A 26,520-nucleotide genomic window follows, 5' to 3' on the forward strand; every position below is an offset into this window, starting at 1 on the left:
CATATGAATATAAACGACATAAAAACAGTATTTGTTATCGGTTCCGGTGCAATGGGCAGCGGTATCGCTCAGAATTGCCTTACGGCCGGATACAAGGTCATCTTAAGAGATATCAGTGAAGTTCAGTTATCAAAAGCCGCTCAAGGGATTGAAAAGTCTCTGGCCAGACAGGTTTCTAAGGAAAGAATGACGAGCGCCGATAAGGATGCCGCTTTAGCCAGACTAACCACCACTACTTCTTTATTGCAGGTTAGCGAAGCGGATATGATTATTGAAGCTGCTTCAGAAAAGAAAGATATAAAGAAAGCCATCTTCGCTGAAATTTGTAAGCTCTGCCGGCAAGATGCCATCCTTACAACCAACACTTCCTCCATATCCATTACAGAAATCGCGGGCGTAGTAAGTAATCCATCCAGATTTATCGGGACTCACTTCTTTAATCCGGTTCCTGTTATGAAACTGCTCGAAGTGGTAAGAGGACTGACTACGTCCGACGAAACCGTTTCAATAGCCGTTGCTTTCGGGAAAACCCTCGGCAAGGAAATCATTGTTTCAAAAGATAATCCGGCATTTATCGTTAACAGGATGTTGGATCCGATGATTAATGAAGCGATTTCCCTTTTGGAAGCAGGTATAGGCAGCGTTGATGATATCGACAGAGGGATGAGGTTCGGACTGAATCACCCGATGGGCCCTCTTGAATTAATAGATATGGCAGGTATTGATATAGAACTCGCTGTAATGGAAGTGCTTTTAGCTGAAACCGGTGATCCGAAATACAGACCTTCGAACTTACTAAAAAACATGGTTCGGGCAAACTTACTCGGCAAAAAGACCGGTAAAGGATTTTATATCTACCATGAAGATGGCAGCAAAGAGCCAAATCCTGAATTGTTAGGCTACTTGAAATAGCTGCACGCGGACCATACGCAGAGAGGAGAAAAAATGTCAGAAACAAAACTTACATCGAAGGAGTTCCTAGGTCAGTTGCTTCAGGTGCACTATGCCGATGCAATCGCTGCGAAAAAAGAAGGCCGGCCGGTAGTATGGTCGACCTCCATCGCCCCGCAAGAATTGCTTGAAGCCATGGATTTGACTGTTGTATATCCAGAAAACCACGCAGCTGCCATAGGCGCCAGAAAAGATGCCCCGCAATTCATTGCGAATGCCGAAGGAGAAGGATATTCGGTGGACATTTGCTCGTATGCACGAGTAAATATGGGCTATGCGAACCTTCAATTTTCCGAAGCAGAGAATATCCCTATGCCGGATTTAATCTATTGCTGCAGTAATATTTGCTGCACGGTTATTAAATGGTATGAAAATATTGCGAAGAAATTTAATATTCCGCTCATCATGATTGATGCTCCTTTTAATTCCAGTTATGACGTGTCTGAGGATAATGTCAGCTTCGTGGAAGGACAGTTGAAAGATGCCATTCGAAAATTAGAAGAATTTACGGGCAGAAAAATGGACTACGACAGACTCAAAGAAGTCATGGAAATATCAAATGAAACAGCAACTTGGTGGAAGAAAGCTACCGATCTGGCTGTTCATGTTCCATCTCCGCTGAACGGCTTTGATATGTTTAACTATATGGCTACCATCGTATGTCTCAGAGGCAGAAAAGAAGGTACCAAGCTCTTTAAGCTATGGTATGAAGAGTTGAAAGAAAAAGCAGAGCAAGGAATCGGTCCATGGAAAGACGGTTCAGAAGAAGAATACCGAATTATATGGGATGGTATTGCCTGTTGGCCATATCTGGGACCTACTTACAAGGTTCTCAAAAAGAACGGCGTTAATATGGTAACGTCCACTTATCCTGAATCTTGGACCATTCTTTATGAACCCGGAAATCTTAGAGACATGGCAAAAGCTTACGATTCTATTTATACACAAAGAAATGTGGACTATGCGACAGACCGGTTGTTGAAGCTTGCAGAAGAATTCCAAATCGACGGTGTTCTTTTCCATTCAAACAGAAGTTGCAAGGGAATGGACTTTAAACAGTATGAAATACAGCGAAGATTAATGAAAAAGCTGAACATTCCTTCGGTCATGTTTGACGGCGATCAAACGGACCCTAGCATATTTTCAGAAGCGCAATATGAAAACAGAGTACAGGCATTAGTTGAAATGATGGCTGAAAGAAAGAAAGGAGGGAAATAAGATGAATCAACAGGAAGTTCTTATTAATCAATTTATCGAAGACGCACGAAATCCTAAAAAAGCAGTTGAAAAGGCTTTGTCCGTTACAGGAAAAAAAGCGTTTGGCTGTTTCCCTATTTATACGCCGGAAGAAATCATCTATGCAGCAAACTTACTGCCTGTAGGGATGTGGGGCGGACAAACACAAATGTCAAAGGTCGACTCTTATATCCAAAGCTTCTGCTGTTCTATTATGCGTGCCAATGTGGAACAAGGTATGAACGGCGTGTACGACTTCCTTGAAGGAATTATTATTCCTACCTTCTGTGACACGATGAAGGCAGTCCTTGCGAACTGGCCGGTTGCAGTACCGACTGTCAAAGCGATTCCATTTGTGTATCCTCAGAACAGAACAAGTGAGTCCAGTGCACAGTTCCTCATTTCACAATATAGAAGATTCCAATCTGATTTAGAAGAACTGATCGGAACGAAAATTTCTGAAGAAGCGCTTGAAAAGAGTTTTGTTATTTATGAAGAGTACAGAGCGACCATGCGGGATTTTGTCGAATTGGTCAATGATTATCCGAAAACATTAAATCCAACGGTCAGACACCTAATCATAAAATCTTCCTATTTCAATGATAAGGCAGATTATACAACACGCTTACAAGAGCTCATGAATGAAATCAAAAAAACGCCGAAGGAAGAAGTTCACGGTCCGAAGGTTGTCCTTACAGGACTGATGACGGAACCGGAGCAGCTGCTCGATTTGTTCACCGAAAACGGTTATACGATTGCGGCAGATGATCTGGCTCACGAATCCAGACAGTATAGAGTGCCTGCAAGAGCAGACGGAACGGCAATTGAAAAAATGGCGTATCGTGTTATGGATCTGAAAGGCTGTACCTTCTTCTATGAAGAAAATAAAACAAGAGGCACCATGCTCAAGAATCTAGTAGAAAAACATCATGCAGATGCGGTCGTTGTCTGTTTGTTCAAGTTCTGTGATCCGGAAGAGTTTGACTATCCGGTTTACAAAAAGGAGTTGGACGACAGCAACATTAAGATGCTATATCTTGAAGTTGACCAACAGATGGATTCAGTAGAACAGCTTAGAACCCGAATACAAAGCTTCGCTGAAATCCTCCTATAAGCAGAAAGGAAATAAGCATGTTTTTAGGAATTGATATTGGTTCATCCTCATCAAAGGCTGCCATTTTAAACGAACACGGAGAGCTTCTTTCTCAAAAGGTAGTGAATCTGGGCACAGGAACCAAAGGCATAGAAATGGTGCTTACACAAGTATTTGAAGAAACTCACTTGCAAATGCAGGATATCCACTATTCTGTTGTGACCGGATACGGCCGAATGACCTACGCAAAGGCAGATCTCCAAATCACGGAGATTACCTGCCACGCGAAAGGAGTATTTTATTTATATCCGAATGCAAGAAGTATTATCGATATCGGCGGGCAGGATGCAAAGGCAATTAAGCTATCTCCCGACGGAAAGGTAGAAAACTTTCAAATGAATGAAAAATGTGCCGCCGGAACCGGACGATTCTTCGAAGTAATGGCCAGAGTCCTGAATTGCAAAATTGACGAGCTGGCAGAACTTGCAGCACAATCGGAAGAATCCGTTCCTATCAGCAGTGTTTGTACCGTATTTGCAGAGTCAGAAGTCATTTCACAGCTCGCGAGCGGTGCCACTCCCCAAGCAGTGGCAAAAGGTGCCCATCAATCTGTCGCGAAAAGAGTAGCGGGTCTATGCAACCGCGTAGGGCTTGCTCCTGACGTAATCATGACGGGAGGAGTGGCTTTAAATTATAGCTTGGTAAAATCCCTCGAAGAAGAAATAGGCCTGCCTATCATCATACCGGAATCTCCGCAGACCATGGGAGCACTGGGGGCGGCTGTATTTGCCAGAGAAAAATATATTAGCAATTCTAAATTATAAGGAGAACCAAAATGAACTGGAAAGAAATTTATTCAAGTAGACTTGTTACAGCAGAAGAAGCAGTGAACCAAATCCAAAGCGGAGATCATATCTTCCCTATGCATGCTGCCGGAGAGCCGAAGTATATTATTAATAAGCTCCTTGAAAGAACAGATTTGAAAGAAATTACCATTCATCAAGGGTTAAATGTAGGCGATGCACCTTATGCTCAGCCGGAGTATGCATCCTGGATCACCGTCGACTCTGTCTTTATCGGAAAGAATAATAGAAAAGCGATTCAGGATGGTCGCGGAGAATTTACTCCACTTCATTTCTATGCTTTGCCTAGAGCCATCCGAGAAGAGAGAATTCTTTGTCATGCAGCAATGATTCAGTGTACTCCTCCCGATGAAAACGGTTATGTAAACACCGGTATTTCATGTGACCAGACAAGACTTGTGTGTGAGAAATCCAGAGTTGCCATCGCACAAGTGAATAAGGAGGTCCCTCATGTTTGCGGCGATACCTTAATTCACGTATCAGAGATTGATTATTTCGTTGAATATGATGAAGATCTGTATACGATTCCTTTAATCAACAGTGATGATCCTATTGCTGAAAAAATCGGATACAACATTTCTACCTTAATTAAGGATGGTGATACCCTCCAGATGGGACAAGGAAATGTTCCGAACGCTATTCTTAAATTCTTAGCGGATAAAAAGGATCTAGGGATACATACAGAGGTATTCTCCGACAATCTAATTCCGCTTATTGAAGCCGGCGTTGTAAACGGTGCGAAAAAGACACTGAATTCCAGAAAAATTGTTTCAACGTTTATCCAAGGAACAAAAGATCTTTATAAATATATTGATAACAATAACATGATTTGTCTAAAGCCGGTAGATTATACAAACGATGTTGCTGTCATCGCTCAAAATGACAACATGGTAGCCATTAATTCCGCCATCGAGGTAGACCTTATGGGACAGGTTGTAGCGGATTCCATCGGAAACAAGAATTTTAGCGGTGTAGGCGGACAACTGGATTTCCTTCGTGGTGCGGAACAATCGAAAAACGGAAGACCGGTCATTGCCCTTCCAGCCACTGCAAAAGGCGGTACAGTTTCCAGAATTGTCGCTATGTTAAAACCCGGAACGCCTGTGACAACCACTCGTCAGGATGTACATTATGTTGTCACAGAGTATGGCGTTGCAAATCTGCTGGGTAAGAATATCCGAGAAAGAGCGGAATTATTGATTGGAATTGCGCATCCGGATTTTAGAGAGCAGTTAAGGATCGATTTCGATAAGTATCTTAAAGACTCAGGTGTCCTTAACGGAATGAGATTGTAGATAGGAGTATCAAATTGAAAACCATTGTAGAAAAACAAGGTCGAATATGCAAGATTACATTTAACGAGCCGAAGAACCTGAACGCATTATCTGCTGCTGCACTAAATGAATTCCATGAAATATTGTCTGATTTGGAGCAAGATGATCAAATCGGTGTCGTTATATGGACGGGTCAAGGCAAAGCGTTTATTGCTGGGGCCGATATCAGCTATATGAGAACCATGACACCTCAAGAAGCGGCTGCTTACGCGAAATACACCACCGATTTATATCGCCGCATGGAAGAAATGGGTAAAGTGTTTATTGCGGCAGTAAACGGATTTGCTTTAGGCGGTGGCTGTGAATTTGCCCTCGCTTGCGATATCCGTATTTCTTCATCGAAAGCTAAATTCGGATTGCCGGAAGTAAGCCTTGGAATTCTCCCAGGCGGCGGCGGAACTCAGCGCCTTGCCCGACTTGTCGGTCAGGGTAAAGCACGGGAATTGATTTTTACAGGCGAACTCATCGGAGCGGAAGAAGCGAAACGCATAGGCTTAGTGAACCAGGTTGTAGAATTAGAAAATCTAGAAGAAGCAACGATGGAATTAGCGAACAAAATACTAAAAAACAGCCTGAGTGCAGTTCGATATAGCAAAGAGTCTATTGTTACAGGACAAGAGCTTGATCTGCCCACGGCTATTACCCTTGAAAAAGAATTATTTGCACTTTGCTTTGCGACAGAAGATCAAAAAGAAGGTATGAGTGCTTTTGTCGAGAAGCGAAAGCCAAATTATAAATAAGCTGAAGGTAGCATATGGGTTACACAATAAACAGCTTGTCTCTCAATCAGAAAGAGTCCTTGAACGGTAAAATGAAATTGAACTAAATAAAAATCCATAGCCATTTCTTTATGTGTTAAGATTGAATTACCACAAATCAGTCTTATAAGAAAGATAATCATTATGGACTACCTTAACCATACCATGAAATCTCGTAAGCAAAAAATACTTGAATTTTGAAGAATACATCATCCTTCACCTTCGTTCGAAGGATGATGCAATATTCCTGAGAATAGAAAGGAAGGAAATTATAATCATGGCCAAATGGAAAGTTGTATTAACAGACAGACAATTTAATAGTATAGACGATGAAAGAGCAATATTAGAAGCAATCGGTGCAGAACTGTTGGATTATCAGATTCAAGATGAAGATTCACTCATTAAACTGTTTAAGGAAGTAAATCCCGATGCAGTCATTATGCAGTATGCTAATCTCAGTAGGAGAGTCATCGAAAGTATGCCGAATTGCCAGATCATAGCGAAATATGCAATTGGACTTGACCGAATTGATATTCCTGCCGCTACAGAAAATAATGTTTGTGTTTCCAATGTGAGAGATTACTGTATTGATGAAGTTTCCACTCACACAGTTGCATTGATCCTTGCGATCACAAGAAAGATCACTGTACTGAACAGAGAAACGAAGCTCGGCAATTGGAGTTATAAGAACATGGGCAGCGTTCGAAACTTAAGAGGTTTGACCTTAGGGTTAAACAGCTTCGGTAAAATTGCACAGCTTGTGGCAGAAAAGATGGCGCCATACGGTATCAATATCATTGCCTATGATCCGTTTGTACCTGCCGATGTGGCTGCCGCTAAAGGGATTAAGCTTGTCAGCTTCGACGAACTCGTTGAGCAATCGGATATTTTATCCACACACGTTCCTGACATGGACGGCACCCGAGGAATGTTTAATAAGAGCGTCTTTAAAAGAATGAAGAATACGTCTTATTTGATTAATACCGGCAGAGGTCCTGTTGTAAACGAACTGGATTTAATTGAAGCGTTAAAATCAGGAGAAATCGCCGGAGCCGCTTTGGATGTAACCGATCCGGAACCTATTCAGCCTGACAACCCACTTTGCTCTATGAATAATGTCATTATTACTCCTCATGCAGCATATTACTCAGACGATTCAGAAAAAACGTTAAAGATATTAACAGCAGAAAATGTAGCACAAAGATTACAAGGCTACGCACCAAGATTCTTGGCAAATCCTGAGCTTAAAGAGAAGCTTTCCCTAAAAACTCTTACGGAATAGTAGGAACTGTTTTGGCACTTCGTCCATAGCGCAAGCGAAATTTCCTACATGATAAAAAAATAAATACATGACTATGCTCACATACTGCAAACAAACAATTATACGAATAAGTCTTCTTAAAATAATTTTAAATAAAATTCTCCTCGTTAGCAATCAGTCCAACGCCTTAACTATGACCTGATTGTTGACAACGAGACCGTCCTTCTGCTCTCACCAGGCAGGAGGACAGTCTCATAACCAAGTTGTCTCCATAAGATTAATAATTCTGACAAACTTTTAAAAACAGCATACATTATAATCCATCAACAGAAATAGAAGCTTTCTTTAAAAGCTCTTATGGAATAGTAGAAAAAGCCTCTAGGAGGCGCTCTTAGTTTACATTTGCTTGCGCTATGGACGAAGTGCCAAAATGACAGTCCCATGACCAAGTTGCCTCTAGTTGTTTTTAATAATAGGATTAATAATTCCGACAATTTTTAAAAACAGCACACATTATAATCAATCAATAAAACGAGAAGACCTTCCTTATGAATCTTTAAGGAAGGTCTTCTCGTTTTTGTTTATTTAAACCGCTCACGGCTCTATAGCATTTAACGAAGAAGCTCTATGGCTTTCTCCAATTGATAATCGGCATCGCCGTTCACTGTCCCGTATGCCAGATTATAAGCTTCCGTTTCCAGCTTATTTCTGGTTGTATAATCGAGCACTCCATAGGGATATAAGTTTTCGTCCTTCTGGAATTTCTTTATTGCCGCTACCGTTGCATCGTCCATAACAGCTGTCGTTTCGCCTGTATAGTAACCCAGTAATGCGAGTCTCTGCTGCGCTGCATATACATTTAATCCGGTCTCTCCGGCTTTCGGTTTTGTCTGTTCATTCATAGGCGCAAAAGAGGTATACGAAGCTTTTGCTTTTTCATCTCCTAAAGACCCGTTTCGTACCACATAATCCGGTGTGATTCCCACATGGTCGATCACCTTTTTATTCGGCGTTAAAAAATATAAGATGGACACTTTCGCCGTGTCACCGGAAGATAAAGTCATAAACTGCTGCGCAATGCCTTTTCCGTACGTCGTGGCTCCTACCAGCTTCGCCGCTTTATTATCCTGAAGGGCACCCGCTAAAATTTCAGTTGCACTGGCACTGTTTTCATTGACAAGTGCCACCGTCGGCATAGAAGCAGATGCGGTGCCGGTTGCTTTTTCTGAACCGATTATTTTGCCCTGTCTTTCGTAATGGGTGATGTCCCCTGTATTAATCATATCCCGCGCAATCGCAACAGCTCCGTTTATTAAGCCGCCTCCGTTATCACGAAGATCCAAGATCAAGGATTTCGCGCCGCTCTTAATCAGTGCTGCTCTTGCCGCCGCGTATTCTTCTGCCACATTGGAATCAAAACTGGTTATTTTCATATATCCAATATTATTTTCCAACATTTTATGTGATACGCATTTTGCCTCAATGATGGCTCTTGTTATGGTAAACGTTTTTTCTGCTCCGCTTCTGGTGATGGTCACATTGACCTTTGTATTCTCTTCACCGCGCATCAGAAGAACCATATCATTCAGACTCATAGCGGTCACATCTTTGCTATCAATCTTAACAACAATGTCTCCTATCTGGATACCCGCTTTTTCAGCCGGACTCCCTTCATATACCGTCGTTATTTGGTGCTGCCCCGTTTCGCTTTCCTGCAAGCCGACGCCAATACCGCCGAACTCGCCGGTCACTGCTTCTGCAAAGCTTTCACCGTCTTCTGCTTTTGAATAATAGACGCTGAACGGATCGCCCAGTACTCCGGTAGCTCCCTCAAAGGCTCCGTCCATCAGCATATTATAATCGATATCATCTTTATAATATTTTTTGATAAATTCTAAATAATTTTCAAGTACAGCCAACTGTTCTTCTAAATATTCTTGTGAATTGGTATCTCTTCCTTCTTTCGTGTCTGCAAAAGCGGACGGCAAAAATAAAACGAAAGAAAATGAAGTGAGGATCATGGTCAAAATAATGATAAAGGCGATTATTTTTACCGCTTTCTTGTTCATATCTTCTCCTTCTCGATTCAAGCTAATTGCTGTTTTATATAATCTGTATGTTTAACTTGCTGCGGCCTTCCGATAAGCCTTTTAAGCTGATGTGATAATCGATATCAATCGAGCCTTTTCCTTCTGGCGTTAAGTTATGCACCAAGTCATTGGTTAATACTTCCATCTCAATGGCACCAAAAGGAGTGTCATAAAATCCCTCGTAACGGCGTCCCTTTTGAAACTCGATCGCCGTATCCAAGATGACACTTTCGCCAAATCGCCTCATACGAATGGTATCTCCTTTTAATTTCAAGCTCGTTTTGCAGCCCGGCATACCGGAAACTTCGCTCTCATCATATACCACGTATACCGCTTGATTTCTTTCGTAAATCTTTCCTTCTGTTACAAACTCTATCTGATCCTCTTCGGAATCCGCAGAAATTTGTTTACCTCTTATTTTTAGCATTATATCTTTCATATCCAAAATTCACAATCCTTTCAATTAATTCTGGGTACGACACAGAAGCTGCCGCCCATAGAAGAGGGAACATACTGAATTTCGTAAATCCCGGTATTGTATTTATTTCATTTATGTAAATTTTATCGGTCTCTTTTTCTAGAAAAAGATCAACCCGTGCAAACCCGGCGCAATCCAAAGACGAATAAGCTTTTACAGCGATTTCTTGAATACGTTCTTTGGTCTCCTTTGATATATCGGCAGGAATGCAGATTTTCGATTGCCCTCCGTCAAAATATTTCGCCTTATAGTCATAAAATTCGGCAGAAGGAAGAATCTCCCCTACCTCAGCCACTTGCGGAAGGTAATTGCCGATCACACCGGTTTCCAATTCTCTGCAATCGATGCCTTCTTCAATAACAATTCGTCGGTCATATCTTGCCGCTTCCTCTATGGCTGCATATAAGCCCTCTCTGTCCTTCGCTTTTGTAATGCCCACGCTTGAACCCATATTCGCCGGTTTTACAAATACCGGGTAAGGCACTTCCCTTTCCACTTTATGAACCACCGCTTCCGAATCAGCAGCGAATTCTTCCGTGAAAATCAACGTATGCTTACAAATCGGCAATCCTGCCCGAGCAAAAATATCTTTTGCAATAGCCTTATCCATAGCCGCTGAAGAAGCTAAAACACCACAGCCGGCATAAGGGATATCCAGCATTTCAAATAGTCCTTGTATGGTACCGTCTTCTCCGTAAGGGCCATGCAAAATAGGCAAAGCAAAATCCACCACTTCTTTTAAGTTCCCGGGATTAAAGTCTATAGCTGTTTTCTCCCAGTCGCCGTTTTCAATGGCCTCTGTCTTTCCCTCAAATCTTTTCCATTTTCCTGTTTTGGTAATGCCGAAATAAAACGGCTCAAACTTTGTTTTATCCAGTGCGTTTATAACGGATGCCGCAGACATCAGAGAAATTTCATGTTCCCCTGATTTTCCGCCAAATAATACTCCTATCTTAATCATATCTTCCCCTCATATATATTAAATTAGCATATCACATAATTGTAAACATTACATGAAAGTATATGAATTTTTTTCATTTTATAACGCATTCTTAGAAAAATTTCGTCTGTAGAAATTTTCATTACCTCTGCGCGTTTCAACGAGGTGCGCGATATCTTTGCCTCGTTATTTCCAATATTAAATTCGTTCGAAGATTTTCTGAAGATGTTCTCTATTAAAAAAATACTTTGTTTCACAAAATTGACAAACCAACTCTGCTTTTCCGTCTTCTTCAATAATTTGGCCTAACTCTTTTTTTCCGATTGTCATCAGAACCTGTTCAAGCCGTTCTTCGCTGCAATCGCACTGCCACTTTACCTCTCTAAACTCTAAAGTTTGTGGCGTATATTCTTCCGGCATCTCTTTAAAAATACGTTGAAGTAAATCTTCTAAAATGCCTTCTTCCGTTTTGCCTGCCGATTGTAGAATAGTCTCTTCTATAAGCATTGTCAATGGCTTCATTTTTCCAATCATCTCTTCAAGGGCATCCACACAAGCTTCTCCATAGTCCGGAAGCATTTGAATGATCAGTCCTCCTGCGCAAAGCACCGAGCAATTCCTGGCAATTTTTACTCCCAATGCAACGGAAGAATTTTGCTGTTCCGAGATGAAAAAGTAAGCGGTCAAGTCGTCCGCTATTTCTCCGGAGACAAGTGAGATGGTTCCAACGTAAGGCTCTTTCAGCCCTAAATCCTTGATGACTGTGATGTCCCCGATACCTAAAGAAGCTCCAACATCCAATTTCCCTTCCTCGGTAAGGGGTAGGTCCACATCCGGATTGGAGATATACCCTTTCACCATCCCTTTGCCGTTCGCAGTTGCTAAAATTTGCTTGGCCGGACCGTCTCCCGTAAAATTCAACGTTAATTTATCGGAATCATTTTTCAGCATAATGCCCATCAGTCCCGCACCGGTGAGTACTCTGCCAAGTCCCGCCGTCGCAAGAGGAGAGGTTTGATGAATTTGTCTTGCGGCTTCCACCATGTCTGTGGAAATCGTTAGATAAACTCTGTATGACTTGCTTTTATCTAATGCAATTAATGCTTTTCCCATGTACTGTTATTCTCCTTTTTTCTTATGTAGCTGTGGGACTGATTCATGAAGTCCCTCATTTGACTTATTAATCGTCTATTTGCTATTTACTATTTGCGTCAATTCCTCTTTTATTTTTTCAATCAAGGCTTTGGATTCAGCCTCCGTTTTGCCCTTCGCCGACAAATAAATTTTAAGCTTCGGCTCTGTTCCGGAAGGTCTTACCGTAAAGGAACAATCTTCTTCTAAACAAGCTTCTATTACATTCGATGGCGGAAGTCCTGTAGCTTCAGTACTCCCAGTACAGGCCGCTCCATCCAAACAAACTCTTTTTTGCGTTTGATAATCCGTTATTTCCACCACTTTTTTACCGGCAACTTTCTCCGGCATCTGTGATCTAAAAAAAGACAGGATCCCTTCCATCGCTCCTATTCCTCTGGCACCCTCAAAATAAAAATCGATCAAGTCATTTTTATAATAGCCGTATTCTTCATACAGCTCCGATAATCGATCCGTCAAGGTCAATCCTTTTGATTTGTAATAGGCGGTCATTTCACAGATCAGCATAGAGGCATTTACCGCGTCTTTATCTCTTACATAAGTGCCGGACAAATAACCATAACTTTCTTCAAATCCGAACAAGTAGTCCTCTTCCTGATGCGCCTTTTCAAGCTGGGCGATGTATTCTCCGATAAATTTAAATCCCGTTAAAGTAACTGCCATACGAACACCATGTTTAGCTGCAATGGCATCCGCCATTTTTGTAGAAACAATCGTCTTAACAGCGATGGGATTTTTTTTTCTGCCGGTTTTCACCTTCATGGTAATCATGAAATCCAATAGTAAAACACCCAGTTCATTTCCGGTAATCAATTGATATTCCGGCATCGTTTCTTTATTGCAGCAAACCGCAATGCCTACTCGGTCACAATCCGGATCGGTGGCGAGCAGCAAGTCCGGTATTTCCTCTACATGACCGCCCGCTTTTGCTTCCGCTGCTAAATGTCCGCAAAGCTCCAATCCCAGTGCCAACGCCTCTTTTTTCTCCGGGTTCGGATAAGGGCACGTTGGGAAGCTCCCATCGGGTCTCTCCTGTTCTTTCACGATATGTACATGGGATATACCCATTCTGTCTAAAATGCTTCGAACGGGCTTATTTCCCGCCCCATTCAGCGGCGTATATACAACGCTTAATTTCTTTAAGATCTCTCTGCCGGTTTCATCCTGCAGTACGCTTTCTCTCTGAACCGCATCTAAATATTCTTCTATGATGCTTTCTTCAATAGGCGTAAGGGAGCCTTCCGGTTTTTCACTGCGGCTAAAGCCGCGAAAAAAAGGAACTTGCTCGATCCGTGAAAGAATTTTTTCCGCTGCTTCCAACGTGATTTGGCACCCTGTATTGTCATACACTTTATAGCCGTTATAGGCAGCCGGATTATGGCTGGCCGTAATCATAATGCCCATTGCACATCCAAAGCGCCTGACCGCAAAAGAAAGCGCCGGTGTGGGCATCAATTCCTGATATTGATAGACATCGATCCCGTTTCTCATCAAGGTCCTGGCCGCCGTATCGGCAAATAGCTTCGAATTGATCCGGCTGTCGTAGGCGATCGCCACAGAAGGTCTTCCTTTAACTGCTTTATCCGGCAGTAAAGAGTAGTCCCTATATTCTCCTGCACTGATATAATCCGCAATTCCCTGTGTTGCTTTCTCTACCGTATATATATTGATTCGGTTGCTGCCGGTGCCAAGAAGTCCTCTTAGCCCGCCGGTACCGAACTCCAGTTGTTTATAAAATCGGTCTTCCACTTCATCTTCTGCATTTTCCAAACTCGCTATGTATAAGAGTTCGTCAAGAAGCTGCTGGTTGGTTTGCACCTCTTCTTGTGTTTTGCTTTCCTGAATTGCTTCTCTCAACGATGAAGTCCATATGTTATAGTCTTTATTTCGTATCATAGTAACCCCTTATTCTCGTCCAGAATAGACTTGTCCCTTCCCCATTATATATTTGAATATATATTTTACCACATATACACGATTTTTTCACAAAAAATTCACATTTAAGGTTTAGTATGTGAGTAAATTCAAAAACAACTGAATAAGACGGGTAAACTTTAACAAACAATAAAATGCAAGTACAAGTTTCATGGATCACCTTTACGGGATTCTCTTCCTTCCTGTTTTCCTGTCTATTCGGATATTTTACTGCCATCCATTATTACATGGATAGGCAGGTTTGGCTCACAACAGTAGAGATTACTGAGGTAAATAAACATCAATAACGAAAGGGGAACTTTTTATGGATGATTTTAGAAATGATTATGGAAAGGATCTCGATGAAAGCTTTAGCGGCAGGTATTCGAACCAAAACGTGAATTTCGTATTGGTTGATCCGCAGGCTCAGACAGCTGAGCAATCAACGGTCAAGAAAAAGCGTGTATTGCATTTCAGTCTTTCCAGAAAAGGCATCGCTTTACTCGTTGCCATTTGTATAGTAGCGTCGACAGCTTTCGGTTTCGGGGGATCCTTGCTGGCGAACAATCTGTCTTCCGGAAGCAGTAACTTTGGACAAGGCTCCAGTACCAATCAACTTCAAATAACAAACACCGGAACAACTCTTGAAGTGGCCACTGGCAGCAAATTAACCATTAAAGAAATTGCCGCGTTGAATGCAAACTCCGTTGTAGAAATTAAAACGGAATCCGTCGTAACGGACTCCTGGATGCAGCAATATGTAACAGAGGGTGCAGGGAGCGGCGTGATTATTTCATCGGATGGCTATATCGTGACCAATAACCATGTGATTGATGGCGCAAAAAAAATCACCGTTACGTTGAAGAGCGGCAAGTCTTATACCGCTACTATGGAGGGTACTGACTCACAGACCGATATTGCTGTATTAAAAATTGAAGCTACCGGTTTAACGCCTGTCGTGTACGGGGACAGCGGTGCCCTTGAAGTGGGTGACCTATCGGTCGTTATCGGGAATCCGCTCGGAAGCCTGGGCGGAACGGTTACAACCGGAATCGTCAGTGCACTGGACCGTTCGATTACCATTGACGGTAAAACCATGAAACTGCTTCAAACCGATGCGTCCATTAATCCGGGGAATTCCGGCGGAGGCATGTTCAATCAAAATGGTGAATTAGTCGGTATCATTGTTGCAAAATCATCCGGTTCAGGCATTGAAGGACTTGGGTTTGCGATTCCTGTCAATGAAGTGAAAAAGATTGCACAGGAACTTGCCGATTACGGGTATGTTCGAGGCCGAATCGATACGGGCTTAACCTTAGTGGATCTAACCTCCATGAAAAATGCCATCTACTACGGCGTTCGCAGTCTTGGTATCTATGTAAAAAGCGTGGACAGTGAAAATGCAAAAACGGCGGGCTTTAAGAGTGGAGATTTAATCTATTACGTAGGCGATGATAAAATTGATTCTGCATCGGATTTAACCAGTGCCTTTGAAAATTACGCTGTCGGAGATACTGTAAAAGTGACCGTCGTGCGCGATAATGAAATGAAAACATTGAAGCTTGTATTAGGAGAGAAAACGAGCAATTAAAAACGAAAAGTCCAGGCCGCTGTTAGCTGCCTGGACTTTCATCTATTGTGAGGAACTGAAAATGCACTTATTTTTTCCCTTGTATCACTTCAAGGGTCTTGAACTTTAGTTTGATAGCAACCCCTGTTGGGATTTCGTTTTTATTACTGTCTCTCAGTTTAACAAGCTCAGCCGTTATACCGGGTTCTGAAGTATTGACCTGAGTTCCCTGCTCTTTGGAATCGATCAAGCAAAGCGGCGGATATAATACACACCACCAATTTTGACCTTCTCCCTCTCCGATCGTGATATTCAATGCTTCATAATTGCCGGCGGGAAAGGTCGTATCGCCGTAGGTTTTCGTCGGAATCCACCGTACGCCAAGTTCGGCGGATGCCGTATAGGAATACCCATTTTGTTTAATGATATCTTCTGCAATATCTTCAATTAAATCCAAGTGATTTTGTAAATATTCACGCGATTCATCTATATTCAACGACACTTGCTCTACACTGCATTCCACCGCATCTGCATCATATTGTGCCATCGTTTCCTTTACAAGTTCTTCATTCACGGCTTCTAAAACACCGTCCCGTACCTTTAGCTTCAGCTCCTGATCTTCTGTTGAGTCACTGTTCGCAATAACATGGAAACGAATAATTCCTGTATAATAATCATCATTGTCTCTTGTGCTGGTATACCAGCCAGTATATACGATCATGCAGATTAATATGAAAAGCATTGCTTGCATTTTTCTATTATTTAATCTCATGTAAAAAATCCTCCCCTCGGTACTCTATGTTAGAAGTATTGCCAAGGTTCGGATTTTTATACTACCTTACAATCAAAAGCTTTGTACTGTCTCCAAGCTTCTGTTCTTTATCCAGATCATTGATCTCGGTTATCATGTCTACTGTCGTTCTGTATTTTTTTGCGATATCCCATAAAGTATCGCCAGTTTTTGTGATGTATACAACCATGCCCGGTTTTACTACGTTTACATCTTGAGCTTCCACAAAGCAAACTTTTTCAATGATTTGATATGCTTCCTGACCGTATATGGAAGAAGCAATAAATAAGTTCGCGTTGACCTCAATCTGTTTTGAGTTGATGCGATCAAACCACAATTCCTTAATAGAGATTTCACTGTTGGCCTTTGTGTTCCCCTTTGCTTCCGGAATTTCCATGGCTCCTCTAAAGTTTAAATCTTTGGTTAAACTGAAAGCCGGCTTCTTTTCATCTTCCGGAATGCATAAAAGATTGATTTCAACAACACCTTCTACAATATTTTTATTCTGCTCCAACGTGCTTTTGCTATTTTTAATATTTCCCGATATATAAATGACACGTTTCACATCACCATATTTTTCCGGAATATTGATGATCTCACGCACTGCAGCTTCCGTTACTCCGCTTCCGCCCAGAGACATCGTTTCTAATTCCACTTTATCACTGATTAAGTCTTTGGTTCTGTGGTAGATGTCGGTTACAATTTCCCTTTCAAGGTTCTTGTAGATTTCTATGGACGTCTCCACTTCGCCTTCCAGCGTAAAGGCATTTTCGGCTGCTCCTTCTGCTTCATCTTCCTTTATGCGAACGACAATGCCTTTATCAGAGAAAGCGACGCGGCTTCCCTCCGCAGCATTGGAAATCGGAATAAATTGGGTGAATTCTGTTTTCCCCTGGAACAATTGAGGAGTGAGCTTGGCTTCTGCTTCTTCCTCCGAATCAGCCACTTTGCCTAGATATAAAACATTGCAATAGATCGTTGCATTGATTACTGCCTTTTCATCGGTAATCTGCTTATGATTTTCTACAATATCTACATCATATTTAAGAATCCGTTCCGGTTTAGGCTGTGTGTCTTTAAGTGACAAGGTTTCGTTGATTTCCATGACGTCATTCTTTCTTTCAGAAACATGAGTCAGCTGAATTTTCTCCTTTAGAAGTTGAAGACTCTCGCCTTTTATTCCTTGAAATACTTGAAGTTCTACGTTAGCATATTCTCTCATAGCTAGCCGTACGGTCAATTTTGCTCTGAATTTTCTCTCATTGATAACGGTATAGTCTACACTTTCCAAGTACGGTTTAATGACCAAATGAGATAATGGTGCTACATTTAAAGTCCAATCTGTTTTAAACGGAAGTCTTGACTGAATGGCAATGATATTTTCCTCTCCCGAATATTTTTCAGGGATGTATAAGGTATGTAGTTGAATTTCTCCTGCCACCTTGACGGAATCTTGACTCATTTGTCCCACATGGATTTCCGAATCAAACAGTTTCAATTTTCCGGTCATTGATAAAATAGAAGCCAAGTCCTCTTTTGTATCCGGTACAAGGATATCCTCCTCAATGAATACTCTGGCCTCCGGTTTCTCACGGATATCCGTCATTTTAAGTTCGTTGGTAACCACTGTTCCTGTCATCGGTAAAACCGTCACCGGCTTTGCATTCACCGCCTCTGCCAACGGCTCCGCAGGTGCCACAGAAACGAGTTGAATCTCTTCCTCTTCTGTAATAGGCTCATAGATTTCTTCCGCCTGCGCATAGGAATTCTCCACTCCAGCAATTTCATGGAATGTCTCTTCCAGAGGGAGTTCTGCTTGTGCTTCCGCCTGTACATGAATCACCTCTTCCGCTTCAATGCTTTCGACCGGATTCATTTGAGGTTGCTCATTAAATACGATCTGTGTTTCAAAGAGCTCTTCTTCAGAAGGAATTGCGAACACCTCTTCTGCATTTTGTTCCTCTAAAATGATCGGGTTCTCTTGTTTTTCAAATGCTTGATTCATTTCTCGCTCAAAGTCTTGATTGTCTTCAAGGTGAAAGCTCTGGGAAGCTTTTTTCTGCCTTGACCAACTCAATAACCGATCATATGGCGACGGATCAAATTCATCTATTTCCATTTCGTCTAGCTCTTTTGCCGGTTGAAGAGCATATTCAGGTATATTTTTATCATCTGTCACGATATTGTCCCCCTCATATTCATAATATTTTTAGACTTTCATCGTTCATTATGCTTGCTAATGCTTAGTCATAATACAGTTTATTCTGTCTCTATTGTTTGTATTACTACTTGTTTGTATAAGAAAAAAATAGTATACTAAAAAAATAAATGTGCCTGTCAGAGAACTTGTATATTTATGTACTATTCCGCTTTGAACTTCTGAGACCACAGTTTTCAGGAGCTTTTTGTCTTATTATTTGAGGAGTTCCATGAAGAAATTAAATGTCATATCTATTATATTTATCCTATCCATAATCATGATGACAGCCTTTGTCTTCATCGCTCTAAAAAGCGTACCCGCTGACACTGGCTATTTTAATAACGAACCTGCAACAGACTTTTCCGATAATTGGCGAATCAGTGTCGACGGAGAAATGATCTCTCCTGTCAAGCTGCCTGCCAATCTGAAACTGACCGCCCATGCAACGGTAAGACTGGAAAAACTAATTCCTACTATTATGAACACCAATACGGCGATCTGCTTTAGAAGTTCCCAGCAACAAGTAAAAGTCTTTGTGGCGGATCAGCTGATTTATTCTTACGGCTATGAAAAAACGCCGCCTTTTAGCTCTTCCCCGGGAAGTCTTTGGAATATCATCCGCCTAAACCCTTCCGATGCAGGGAAAACCATTGCTATCGAGTTATCCTCACCCTTTAATGCATTTTCAGGCAGTATCAGTCCGATCACTATCGGTGCAAAATCCGCATTGCTATTTCATGTGTGGTCACAATACAGCACGACACTTATCTCAGGAGTTTTGCTGATTTTTGTAGGCTTATTAATGTTGGTCGTTATTGCATTCTGCCGAATATTTCTGCATATTCCCGCAATCATTCAACCCTCTTCGTTCTTAGCAATATTTTCCATCATTACAGGAGTTTGGATTGCTATCGAAAGCCGGTTGTTACAATTTCTCTTTGACGATGTCTACATCGCTCACTATTTGGACTTTATAACCCTCGCCGCCGCACCGGCTGCCCTTCAATTATATTTATTGCATGTCAAGGGCTACAAGGAGTCTACCTTTCTTAAGATTTTATTTATCGCCGGATTTACGAATGTATGGCTTGTTTTCGCACTGCATTTTTTAAATATTGTGGATTTTATGAGTACCATGGTTTTATCGCATGCCATCCTCGTCGCTTCCGCCGTTTACATTATTACTGCAGAATTAAAATCGTTGATTATAGAAGGTCATCCCCATGCTTCCAAAGCTACTACCTTAGCCCTCGGGGTTTTAATCCTTGGGTTTTTGCTTGATTTTTTCCGCTTTTATACAAATCCCACTTATGCGGTTGCAAAATTTGTAGGAATGGGCTTTGTCGGTTTTATGATTATCCTTATGCTAGAGTCTTTTTTGGAATTTATCTTATTAAAAAATGAGGCGGATCGAACACAGTTATTCAAAGAGCTGGCCTACTTAGACTCTCTCACGCAATTGGGCAACAGAACGGCGTATGAAGAAATATTGGAAACTTATCAAAGGAATTTGGACGGAATTCAAAAAATTGCTATTTTTATTGCAGATATAAATGGCTTGAAAAGTATTAATGATACCTTTGGACATAGTGTAGGAGACATTGCGATCTCGCAGTCCGGTGCCGCGATTCGAGATGTTTTTGGCAGATGGGGCAAGGCTTATCGAATAGGCGGGGATGAATTCTGCATGATCTGCGAGAATCTTACCAATGAGAAATGTGAATCATTATGTCTTGCTCTGAAAAAAGAAATGGAGACTGCTAAAATCGGTTCGTACGGTTCCCGTCAGATAGCCGTTCAGCTTTCCTTGGGTTACGCTTTTTATGATCATAGCGAAACCCGTATCTTTTCCATTCAAGAATTAGTAAAACGTGCTGATAATGCCATGTACTCCCATAAATCAGACAAAAGCAACCGTTCTATTCCAAAGCTGCAACGAGACACCATAGAAATGAAACGCATTGAACTTTGAGAATAAGTTAAAAAGCCTGCCTTTCTTCCTACCCTAACCAGTAGAATGAAAAGCAGGCTTTTATTTTTTATACGCCTTCCGTTATCACTAAATCCTTTAAGTGCTTTATATGAAGGTCAGCCGCATCCCTTGCAGCTTCTGCATTATTATTTGCGATTGCATCCACAATCATTTGATGTTCTTCCGGCATCTTCTCAGCTCGTTTAAAATCATCATAATACAAATATCGAAACCGTAGAACCATTTCTTGGAGCTGTTCAACCATTTGAATTAATACCTTGTTATTGCTTGAATGAACAATCAGTTTATGAAATTTGGAATCATACCGAATCACATCCGGTGTGTTCCCCTCTTCTATGGCCTTATTATAGGACTCTTCCACTTCCATGAGGACCTGAAGCTGCGCCGGCGTCATACGAATTGCTGCAAAATAAGCGGCAAGACCTTCCATATTTTGTCGGACTTCCAGTATCTCAACCATATCTTCTGTTGAAATCTGAGATGCATAAGCGCCTTTCCTTGGTTCAATTGTCACAAGTCCTTCTTTTTCAAGCTTTCGAATCGCTTCTCGGATAGGGGTACGACTCACTCCCATATCTTCTGCAAGTTCAACTTCCATCATTCTTGTCCCAGGAACAATTTTACCCGTCAAAATTTGCATTTTTAGTTCTTCATAAACGATTTCTCTCAAAGGTCTATGATTCTGAATATCAAAATTTAGCATATTTCACCTCAAATCTCTAAAGCTTTGTATGCGCAAAACTATAGTAACGTCTTTGTTATAAAGGTTTCTTGGTTATGTTGACATAGTGTCTTAAAAGCATCCTCTGCTTTTGATTTTTCTAGATATATTGCGAATACGGTAGGCCCGCTTCCGCTCATCAACGTCTTCATCGGACCTTGCTGATCCATCAAATTTTTTGTATAAACGATTATAGGATACCTCTTTAACGTAAACAATTCAAGTATATTCACCATATTTTGAACTATTTTATGATGATTTTTTTCAAATAGACCCTGAATTAACGTATTTGAATCAGGATGCAGAACATTATTCCCATCCAATTCCTGATCTATTCCTTGATAAACCTCAGCCGTAGAAATGCTTATCGGAGGCTTGCTCAGCACGATCCAACAATCTAAAGAAGGCAGCGGCTGCAGCTTTTCTCCGATCCCTTCCGCAAGGGCACACGCGGCAGAAAAACGGTCATCGGACAGAATGCCTAGGCAGGTATTCCCCCGAGCCTGTCCCATGATACAAAACGGAAGGTCCGCTCCGATTTGCACGCCGATTTCACAGAGTTCCGCTATCGTAAGGTTTAAATCCCATAAGAAATTCAATCCATGGAGCACTGCGGCACCATCGGCACTCCCTCCTGCCAGACCTGCTGCTACAGGAATATGTTTTTCAATGAAAAGTTGAACCTGCCCGGTCTTCCCGAATCGTTTCATCATAAGCTCTGCAGCTTTAAACGCAATATTCTCTCCATCTGCAGGCAAGTCTGTTCGATCCGTCATCAAAACAATTCTTTCCGGCAGATCTGTGCTCTTGATTTCCTGCCATCGAACCGTTACTAAATCATGAAGTTCCACTTGCTGCATCACCATCCGAACTTCATGATATCCGTTCGGCAATACCCCCAACACATCCAGCGATAAGTTTATTTTTGCAAATGCTTTTAATACAATTTCTTTCATTGCCAGTCCTCAAATCAAAAGGGAGACAGACTCTAGCCTATCCCCCGTTCCTGTTCTATTTTCTTTTCTTTGACTTACTCTTCGGATGAGTAGTTCCGGCTGCGGCTCTTTTTTTCGCCTCTTCTTCTGCCTTCGCTTTTCTTCCCGTAAGATAAGTGCTTCCGCCCTCAGAGATTCTTTTAGGCGCTTTTACCCGCTTATTATTGTTATCGGTGCTTGCTTGATCTTCCTGCTTATCCACCTGCTGTACTATCATTTTCTCACGCTTTTTCTTGTGTTTTTCTTTTGCCTTTTGATCCTTTGCCACGATTTCTTCGATTGATTTACCGGTTTCTTTTGCTACCTTATAAGGATTTACGACTTCTTCCTTACCCTCTGCAATCAATTCTTTCTTTACGTGGCTCTTCGCAGACCTGCTGGTAAACCATACCATACCCACCATCATGACGGCCATCATTCCCATATTCACTTTTGTATCTACGCTGGTATCTCTCGTCGTAAAGCTGATCGTTTCTTCTTCTCCCAACGTATCTCCGGATTTTGACATAAGATCTTTGGAAATCGTTAATTTATAGGTGGTTTCCTGCTCCAATGATTTATTAATAATAACCAAGACCTGCTTTGGATCTTTATCACTGTAAACAACCCTTATAGGCTGTACATTTCCATCTTCGTCTGTAAATTTAAAACAATCTTGATCTGCCTGAATGGCTTTTGAACTTTTCATTGGTTGATTAAAATACAGTTTCACTCCGGTATTTACCAGCTGCATTCCTTTGCCGCCGTCTCTCGGATACGAGTCGGTTACTTCCAGGCTCGCCGCAAAGCTGAATGATGTTGTCATTAATACAATAAGTAATGAAAGGCAAAGTATTGCGCCTATTCTCTTCATAGTTTCGATTCCTCCGATATGTTATTTTCCGATATGCCTCTCTCAAGATAGGTCCGTTTTGGGCTTGTTTATACGCCCTTTACGTCATGCCTTTTAGGCTCTTTTATACGTAATTCTTTGAAAAAAGCTTTCATGATTTCTGAGCATTCTTTTTCCATCATTCCGGTTTCTATTTCAACGAAATGGTTTAGTTTTTGTTCTTGAACAATGTTAAACACCGATCCGCAGGCTCCCGCCTTCGGATCCATCGTCCCGATATAGAGTTTGCTGATTCTCGACCAAACAATGGCACCTGCACACATCGCACAAGGTTCACAGGTCACGTATAAATTACAATTCAGCAGCCTCCAACCTCCTAAGGTTTCAGCAGCCTGCCGGATTGCGATCATTTCTGCATGTGCCGTGGGATCTTTTAATGTTTCTGTTAAATTGTACCCCTTGCCTATAATAACGCCATCCTTTTCGACAACCGCTCCGATAGGCACTTCTCCGTTTGCATACGCCTTCTCTGCTTCCGCTAAGGCTTCCATCATATAATTTCTCATATACCTTACAATGTTATCATAAAGCTGATTATTATTCAATAGTCAAATGTACAAGCAGACAAGCAAAAAGAAAAGACAGCCTCAACGTCCGGAGAGTTGCGGGAACTCCTTCTGTTAAAGCTGTCCTTCTGAGGTGTATCCGATGGCTAAGAGCTTTATATGAATAAGTTTACATTGGATTGTTCTGCATCGCCCAAATAAGCGGCCACTCCTGCATATTCGATGCCGTCAATCAATTCTTCTTTTGTTAATCCCATGACATCCATAGACATCGTGCATGCCACGATTTTTACGCCATTTGTCATAGCGGCTTTCATTAAGTCTTCTAACGAATTGACATTTTTATCTTTCATTACTTTTTTCATCATCGCCGTACCCATGCCGCCCATATTCATATTGGATAACGTTAATTTTGAACTTCCTCTGGGCATCATAACCCCAAACATGGAATCCATAAACGGCTTCTTCACTTTTTGCTTTTCCGGTCTTCTTAAGACGTTTAATCCCCAAAACGTAAAGAACATGGTAACCGGTCTCCCCATAGACGCCGCTCCGTTTGCGATAATAAAAGAAGCCAATACCTTATCTAAATCGCCGCTGAATACGATCATCGTTTTCCCTTGGGGAAGTTCTGAAGGGGCTGTATTGACAGGTATATCGGGGGTGCCGCAAATCACATTGCAACAGCCCTTTCTTATAAATACAACGGTTTGTTTATTTCTCTGTTCTGTTTTTACGAGGGTATTTCCTGTTCGTTTGCACCATGCATCGATATCTCTGGCAAAGCCCATGTCCGTCGCCGCCACTTCGATGAGTTGACCTTCTTCGATTTCATTGATCGCTTGAAACACTTTCATAATCGGTCCGGGACATTGAAGACCGCTGCAATCCAGCGCTTTTCTTATCGCTACATTTTCCACCGCTGTACCTCTTTCTTCCTGGGTAGGGATTTCTTTTATTTCACCGGATTCCGCCTCGGTATGTTGTGAACCATCCGTTGCTTCTCCGTACAGTTTTTCATGAAATACAGATTTGTAGAAACTGGTTCCGCCCGGATAGACGGCAACCTTTTCAAAGCCTTCCATCATCAGTATTCTTGCCGCATTGTAGGAGCGGACTCCGATTGCACAATAGGTTATAATCTTTTTATTTTTATCTAATTCGTTCAAACGGTCTCTGAGCTCTCCAAGGGGAATATGATAAGAACCGGGAAGGATGAACGCCATTCTCTCAAAAACTTCCGTTACATCAAGTACGGTCGTCTCTTTTTCGTCGACTGCTTCGAGTCCGTCCCAAGGGACAAATTTCACCATCCCTTTTAGGATATTATCTGCGACAAATCCGAGCATATTGACAGGATCCTTTGCAGAAGAATAAGGAGGGGCATAAGCCAATTCAAGCTGTTTTAGATCCTGTACCGTTGCGCCAAGTCTTAGCACTGTAGCAATCACATCAATCCTTTTGTCTACCCCATCCTGCCCGACGATCTGAGCTCCTAGAATTTTGCCGGAAGGCGTAAAAAGCATTTTGAGTGTGATCGGAGCAGCCCCGGGATAATAACCCGCATGCGATTTTTGATTAATAAGTGCAACATGATAGTCCTTATCCGGTTCTTTTCCCATTCGTTTCATGGCTTTTTCGTTGAGACCTGTAGCTGCAACAGTTACGTCAAACACTTTCGCAACCGAAGTTCCTTGTGTTCCTTCGTATTTTTCCTTATCATATGTAGCACTGCCCAACTCAACTGCGATATTTCCGGCACAAATACGTGCCTGTTTATTGGCAGGTCCTGCAAGGGGAATCATTGTTTTATCCTTTTCAACGAACGCCGTTACTTCAATAACGTCTCCAACTGCATAAATACTGGAATCCGACGTCTTTAAATAGTCGTCCACTACGATGCCTCCACGGGCATTCAATTTCAATCCTGCTTCTTTGGCTAAGACACTGTTTGGCTTAATACCGATTGATAAGATTACAAGCTCTGCTTCAAGAATTCTTCCGCTTTGTAAGCTGATTTTTGTTTTCGAATTTCCGTCTGCGTTTTCAATGCGCTCAAAGGACTTGACGCCATCCGATAAGATCAGTTCAACGCCATTCATTTTAATATTTTCATGAACCAGCTGTGCCATTTCAAAATCCACCGGTGCCATTACCTGATCCTGCATCTCAACGATCGATACATGACACCCGGCTTCTTTTAAGTTCTCAGCCATTTCTAAACCGATAAACCCTCCGCCGATTACCGCCGCGCTCTTGGGTTTTCTTTCTGCAATAAATGCCTTGATTTGATCCGTATCCGGAATATTCCAGAGGGTAAATATCCCGGCACCGTCGATTCCTGAAATAGGCGGAACTAAAGGGGCTGATCCCGTAGAAATAACTAATCGGTCATAACTTTCTTTATATTCTTCACCGGTACTGTTTCGTCGAACCGTCACACTCTTTTCTTCTTTATTGATTGAAGTAACTTCGTTTCCAATGCGTACATCAATATGAAAACGCTTTTTCATGACTTGCGGAGTTTGCAGCAAAAGGGCTTCTCGTTCTTTTATGACATCTCCAATATAGTAAGGCAGACCACAGTTCGCATAGGAAATGTAATCGCCTTTTTCCATAATAATAATCTCTATGTTTTCGTCAATTCTTCTAAGTCTGGCAGCCGTAGTCGCCCCACCTGCCACTCCGCCGATAATCACCACTTTTTTCTGTTCCATATTTCCCTCCAAATTGCACGAATATTTTACAAGAGCCCTTATTGTTTTATATATCATAACAATGTT

Annotated in this window: 21 protein-coding genes; 9 read left to right on the forward strand and 12 right to left on the reverse strand. The window is 41.7% G+C overall.

From position 1 onward, the window contains the following. Nucleotides 1–18 precede the first annotated feature (18 nt). From JYB65_RS12095 to JYB65_RS12125, 7 genes are all read left to right on the forward strand, one after another. A complete protein-coding gene (locus tag JYB65_RS12095) occupies nucleotides 19–912 on the forward strand; it encodes a 3-hydroxyacyl-CoA dehydrogenase NAD-binding domain-containing protein (RefSeq protein WP_206582995.1) in 894 nt (297 codons plus the stop codon). Nucleotides 913–945: 33 nt separating this feature from the next. After that, nucleotides 946–2,169, forward strand: coding sequence for a 2-hydroxyacyl-CoA dehydratase subunit D (locus JYB65_RS12100; protein ID WP_206582949.1), 1,224 nt, complete (start codon nucleotides 946–948; stop codon nucleotides 2,167–2,169). 1 nt (nucleotide 2,170) lies between these two features. Continuing rightward, a complete protein-coding gene (locus JYB65_RS12105) occupies nucleotides 2,171–3,301 on the forward strand; it encodes a 2-hydroxyacyl-CoA dehydratase subunit D (RefSeq protein ID WP_206582950.1) in 1,131 nt (376 codons plus the stop codon). 17 nt (nucleotides 3,302–3,318) lie between these two features. Continuing rightward, nucleotides 3,319–4,104 carry an acyl-CoA dehydratase activase gene (locus JYB65_RS12110; protein ID WP_206582951.1) on the forward strand — a complete coding sequence of 262 codons (786 nt, stop codon included), beginning with the start codon at nucleotides 3,319–3,321 and terminating at the stop codon, nucleotides 4,102–4,104. 11 nt (nucleotides 4,105–4,115) lie between these two features. Beyond that, nucleotides 4,116–5,438, forward strand: a complete 1,323-nt coding sequence (locus tag JYB65_RS12115; RefSeq protein ID WP_206582952.1) for an acetyl-CoA hydrolase/transferase family protein — start codon at nucleotides 4,116–4,118, stop codon at nucleotides 5,436–5,438. 8 nt (nucleotides 5,439–5,446) lie between these two features. Further along, nucleotides 5,447–6,217, forward strand: coding sequence for an enoyl-CoA hydratase-related protein (locus tag JYB65_RS12120; RefSeq protein ID WP_206582996.1), 771 nt, complete (start codon nucleotides 5,447–5,449; stop codon nucleotides 6,215–6,217). Between the two features lie 295 nt (nucleotides 6,218–6,512). Next, complete coding sequence (locus JYB65_RS12125) at nucleotides 6,513–7,517, forward strand: C-terminal binding protein (RefSeq protein WP_206582953.1); 1,005 nt, start codon at nucleotides 6,513–6,515, stop codon at nucleotides 7,515–7,517. Between the two features lie 590 nt (nucleotides 7,518–8,107). Here JYB65_RS12125 and JYB65_RS12130 read toward each other — a convergent pair. The 5 genes from JYB65_RS12130 to JYB65_RS12150 form a co-directional block, all read right to left on the reverse strand. Further along, on the reverse strand, nucleotides 8,108–9,565 hold the full coding sequence (locus JYB65_RS12130) for a S41 family peptidase (protein WP_206582954.1): 1,458 nt from the start codon (nucleotides 9,563–9,565) through the stop codon (nucleotides 8,108–8,110). Nucleotides 9,566–9,599: 34 nt separating this feature from the next. After that, on the reverse strand, nucleotides 9,600–10,013 hold the full coding sequence (locus JYB65_RS12135; RefSeq protein ID WP_206582955.1) for a YwiB family protein: 414 nt from the start codon (nucleotides 10,011–10,013) through the stop codon (nucleotides 9,600–9,602). Next, nucleotides 9,994–11,025, reverse strand: a complete 1,032-nt coding sequence (locus JYB65_RS12140) for a D-alanine--D-alanine ligase family protein (RefSeq protein WP_206582956.1) — start codon at nucleotides 11,023–11,025, stop codon at nucleotides 9,994–9,996. The genes JYB65_RS12135 and JYB65_RS12140 overlap by 20 nt, the downstream gene beginning before the upstream one ends. Nucleotides 11,026–11,202: 177 nt before the next feature. Next, a complete protein-coding gene (hslO, locus tag JYB65_RS12145; protein WP_206582957.1) occupies nucleotides 11,203–12,117 on the reverse strand; it encodes an Hsp33 family molecular chaperone HslO in 915 nt (304 codons plus the stop codon). A 75-nt stretch (nucleotides 12,118–12,192) separates the two neighbouring features. Beyond that, entirely contained in the window at nucleotides 12,193–14,052 is a 1,860-nt protein-coding gene (locus JYB65_RS12150) for a phospho-sugar mutase (RefSeq protein ID WP_206582958.1), read from the reverse strand. Nucleotides 14,053–14,395: 343 nt separating this feature from the next. Between JYB65_RS12150 and JYB65_RS12155 the strand changes: the two genes are divergently transcribed. Continuing rightward, nucleotides 14,396–15,661 carry a S1C family serine protease gene (locus JYB65_RS12155; protein ID WP_206582959.1) on the forward strand — a complete coding sequence of 422 codons (1,266 nt, stop codon included), beginning with the start codon at nucleotides 14,396–14,398 and terminating at the stop codon, nucleotides 15,659–15,661. Between the two features lie 67 nt (nucleotides 15,662–15,728). Here JYB65_RS12155 and spoIIR read toward each other — a convergent pair whose 3' ends face one another. Both spoIIR and JYB65_RS15225 read right to left on the reverse strand, forming a co-directional pair. Next, the gene (spoIIR, locus tag JYB65_RS12160; RefSeq protein ID WP_206582960.1) at nucleotides 15,729–16,412 is read right to left on the reverse strand and encodes a stage II sporulation protein R; all 684 of its coding nucleotides are present in this window, start codon (nucleotides 16,410–16,412) and stop codon (nucleotides 15,729–15,731) included. Nucleotides 16,413–16,473: 61 nt separating this feature from the next. Continuing rightward, nucleotides 16,474–18,609: an SPOCS domain-containing protein gene (locus JYB65_RS15225; RefSeq protein WP_206582961.1), complete on the reverse strand. Its 2,136-nt coding sequence runs from the start codon at nucleotides 18,607–18,609 to the stop codon at nucleotides 16,474–16,476. A 250-nt stretch (nucleotides 18,610–18,859) separates the two neighbouring features. On the opposite strand from JYB65_RS15225, the gene JYB65_RS12170 reads away from it, so the two are divergent. Continuing rightward, the gene (locus JYB65_RS12170) at nucleotides 18,860–20,602 is read left to right on the forward strand and encodes a GGDEF domain-containing protein (RefSeq protein ID WP_206582962.1); all 1,743 of its coding nucleotides are present in this window, start codon (nucleotides 18,860–18,862) and stop codon (nucleotides 20,600–20,602) included. A gap of 67 nt (nucleotides 20,603–20,669) precedes the next feature. Here the strand turns inward: JYB65_RS12170 and JYB65_RS12175 are convergent, their stop codons facing one another. From JYB65_RS12175 to JYB65_RS12195, 5 genes are all read right to left on the reverse strand, one after another. Next, a complete protein-coding gene (locus JYB65_RS12175) occupies nucleotides 20,670–21,326 on the reverse strand; it encodes a GntR family transcriptional regulator (protein WP_206582963.1) in 657 nt (218 codons plus the stop codon). A gap of 38 nt (nucleotides 21,327–21,364) precedes the next feature. Next, on the reverse strand, nucleotides 21,365–22,300 hold the full coding sequence (gene ispE, locus JYB65_RS12180; RefSeq protein WP_206582964.1) for a 4-(cytidine 5'-diphospho)-2-C-methyl-D-erythritol kinase: 936 nt from the start codon (nucleotides 22,298–22,300) through the stop codon (nucleotides 21,365–21,367). A gap of 55 nt (nucleotides 22,301–22,355) precedes the next feature. Further along, nucleotides 22,356–23,192 (reverse strand): Ig-like domain-containing domain, encoded by an 837-nt coding sequence (locus tag JYB65_RS12185; RefSeq protein WP_206582965.1) that lies wholly within the window; start codon nucleotides 23,190–23,192, stop codon nucleotides 22,356–22,358. A 68-nt stretch (nucleotides 23,193–23,260) separates the two neighbouring features. Next, a complete protein-coding gene (tadA, locus tag JYB65_RS12190; protein ID WP_245156668.1) occupies nucleotides 23,261–23,725 on the reverse strand; it encodes a tRNA adenosine(34) deaminase TadA in 465 nt (154 codons plus the stop codon). A 167-nt stretch (nucleotides 23,726–23,892) separates the two neighbouring features. Further along, the gene (locus tag JYB65_RS12195) at nucleotides 23,893–26,454 is read right to left on the reverse strand and encodes a DsrE/DsrF/DrsH-like family protein (protein WP_206582967.1); all 2,562 of its coding nucleotides are present in this window, start codon (nucleotides 26,452–26,454) and stop codon (nucleotides 23,893–23,895) included. Nucleotides 26,455–26,520: the final 66 nt, after the last annotated feature.

The sequence above is a fragment of the Clostridium aminobutyricum genome, from assembly GCF_017255415.1.
Lineage (GTDB): Bacteria > Bacillota > Clostridia > Peptostreptococcales > Anaerovoracaceae > Aminipila > Aminipila aminobutyrica.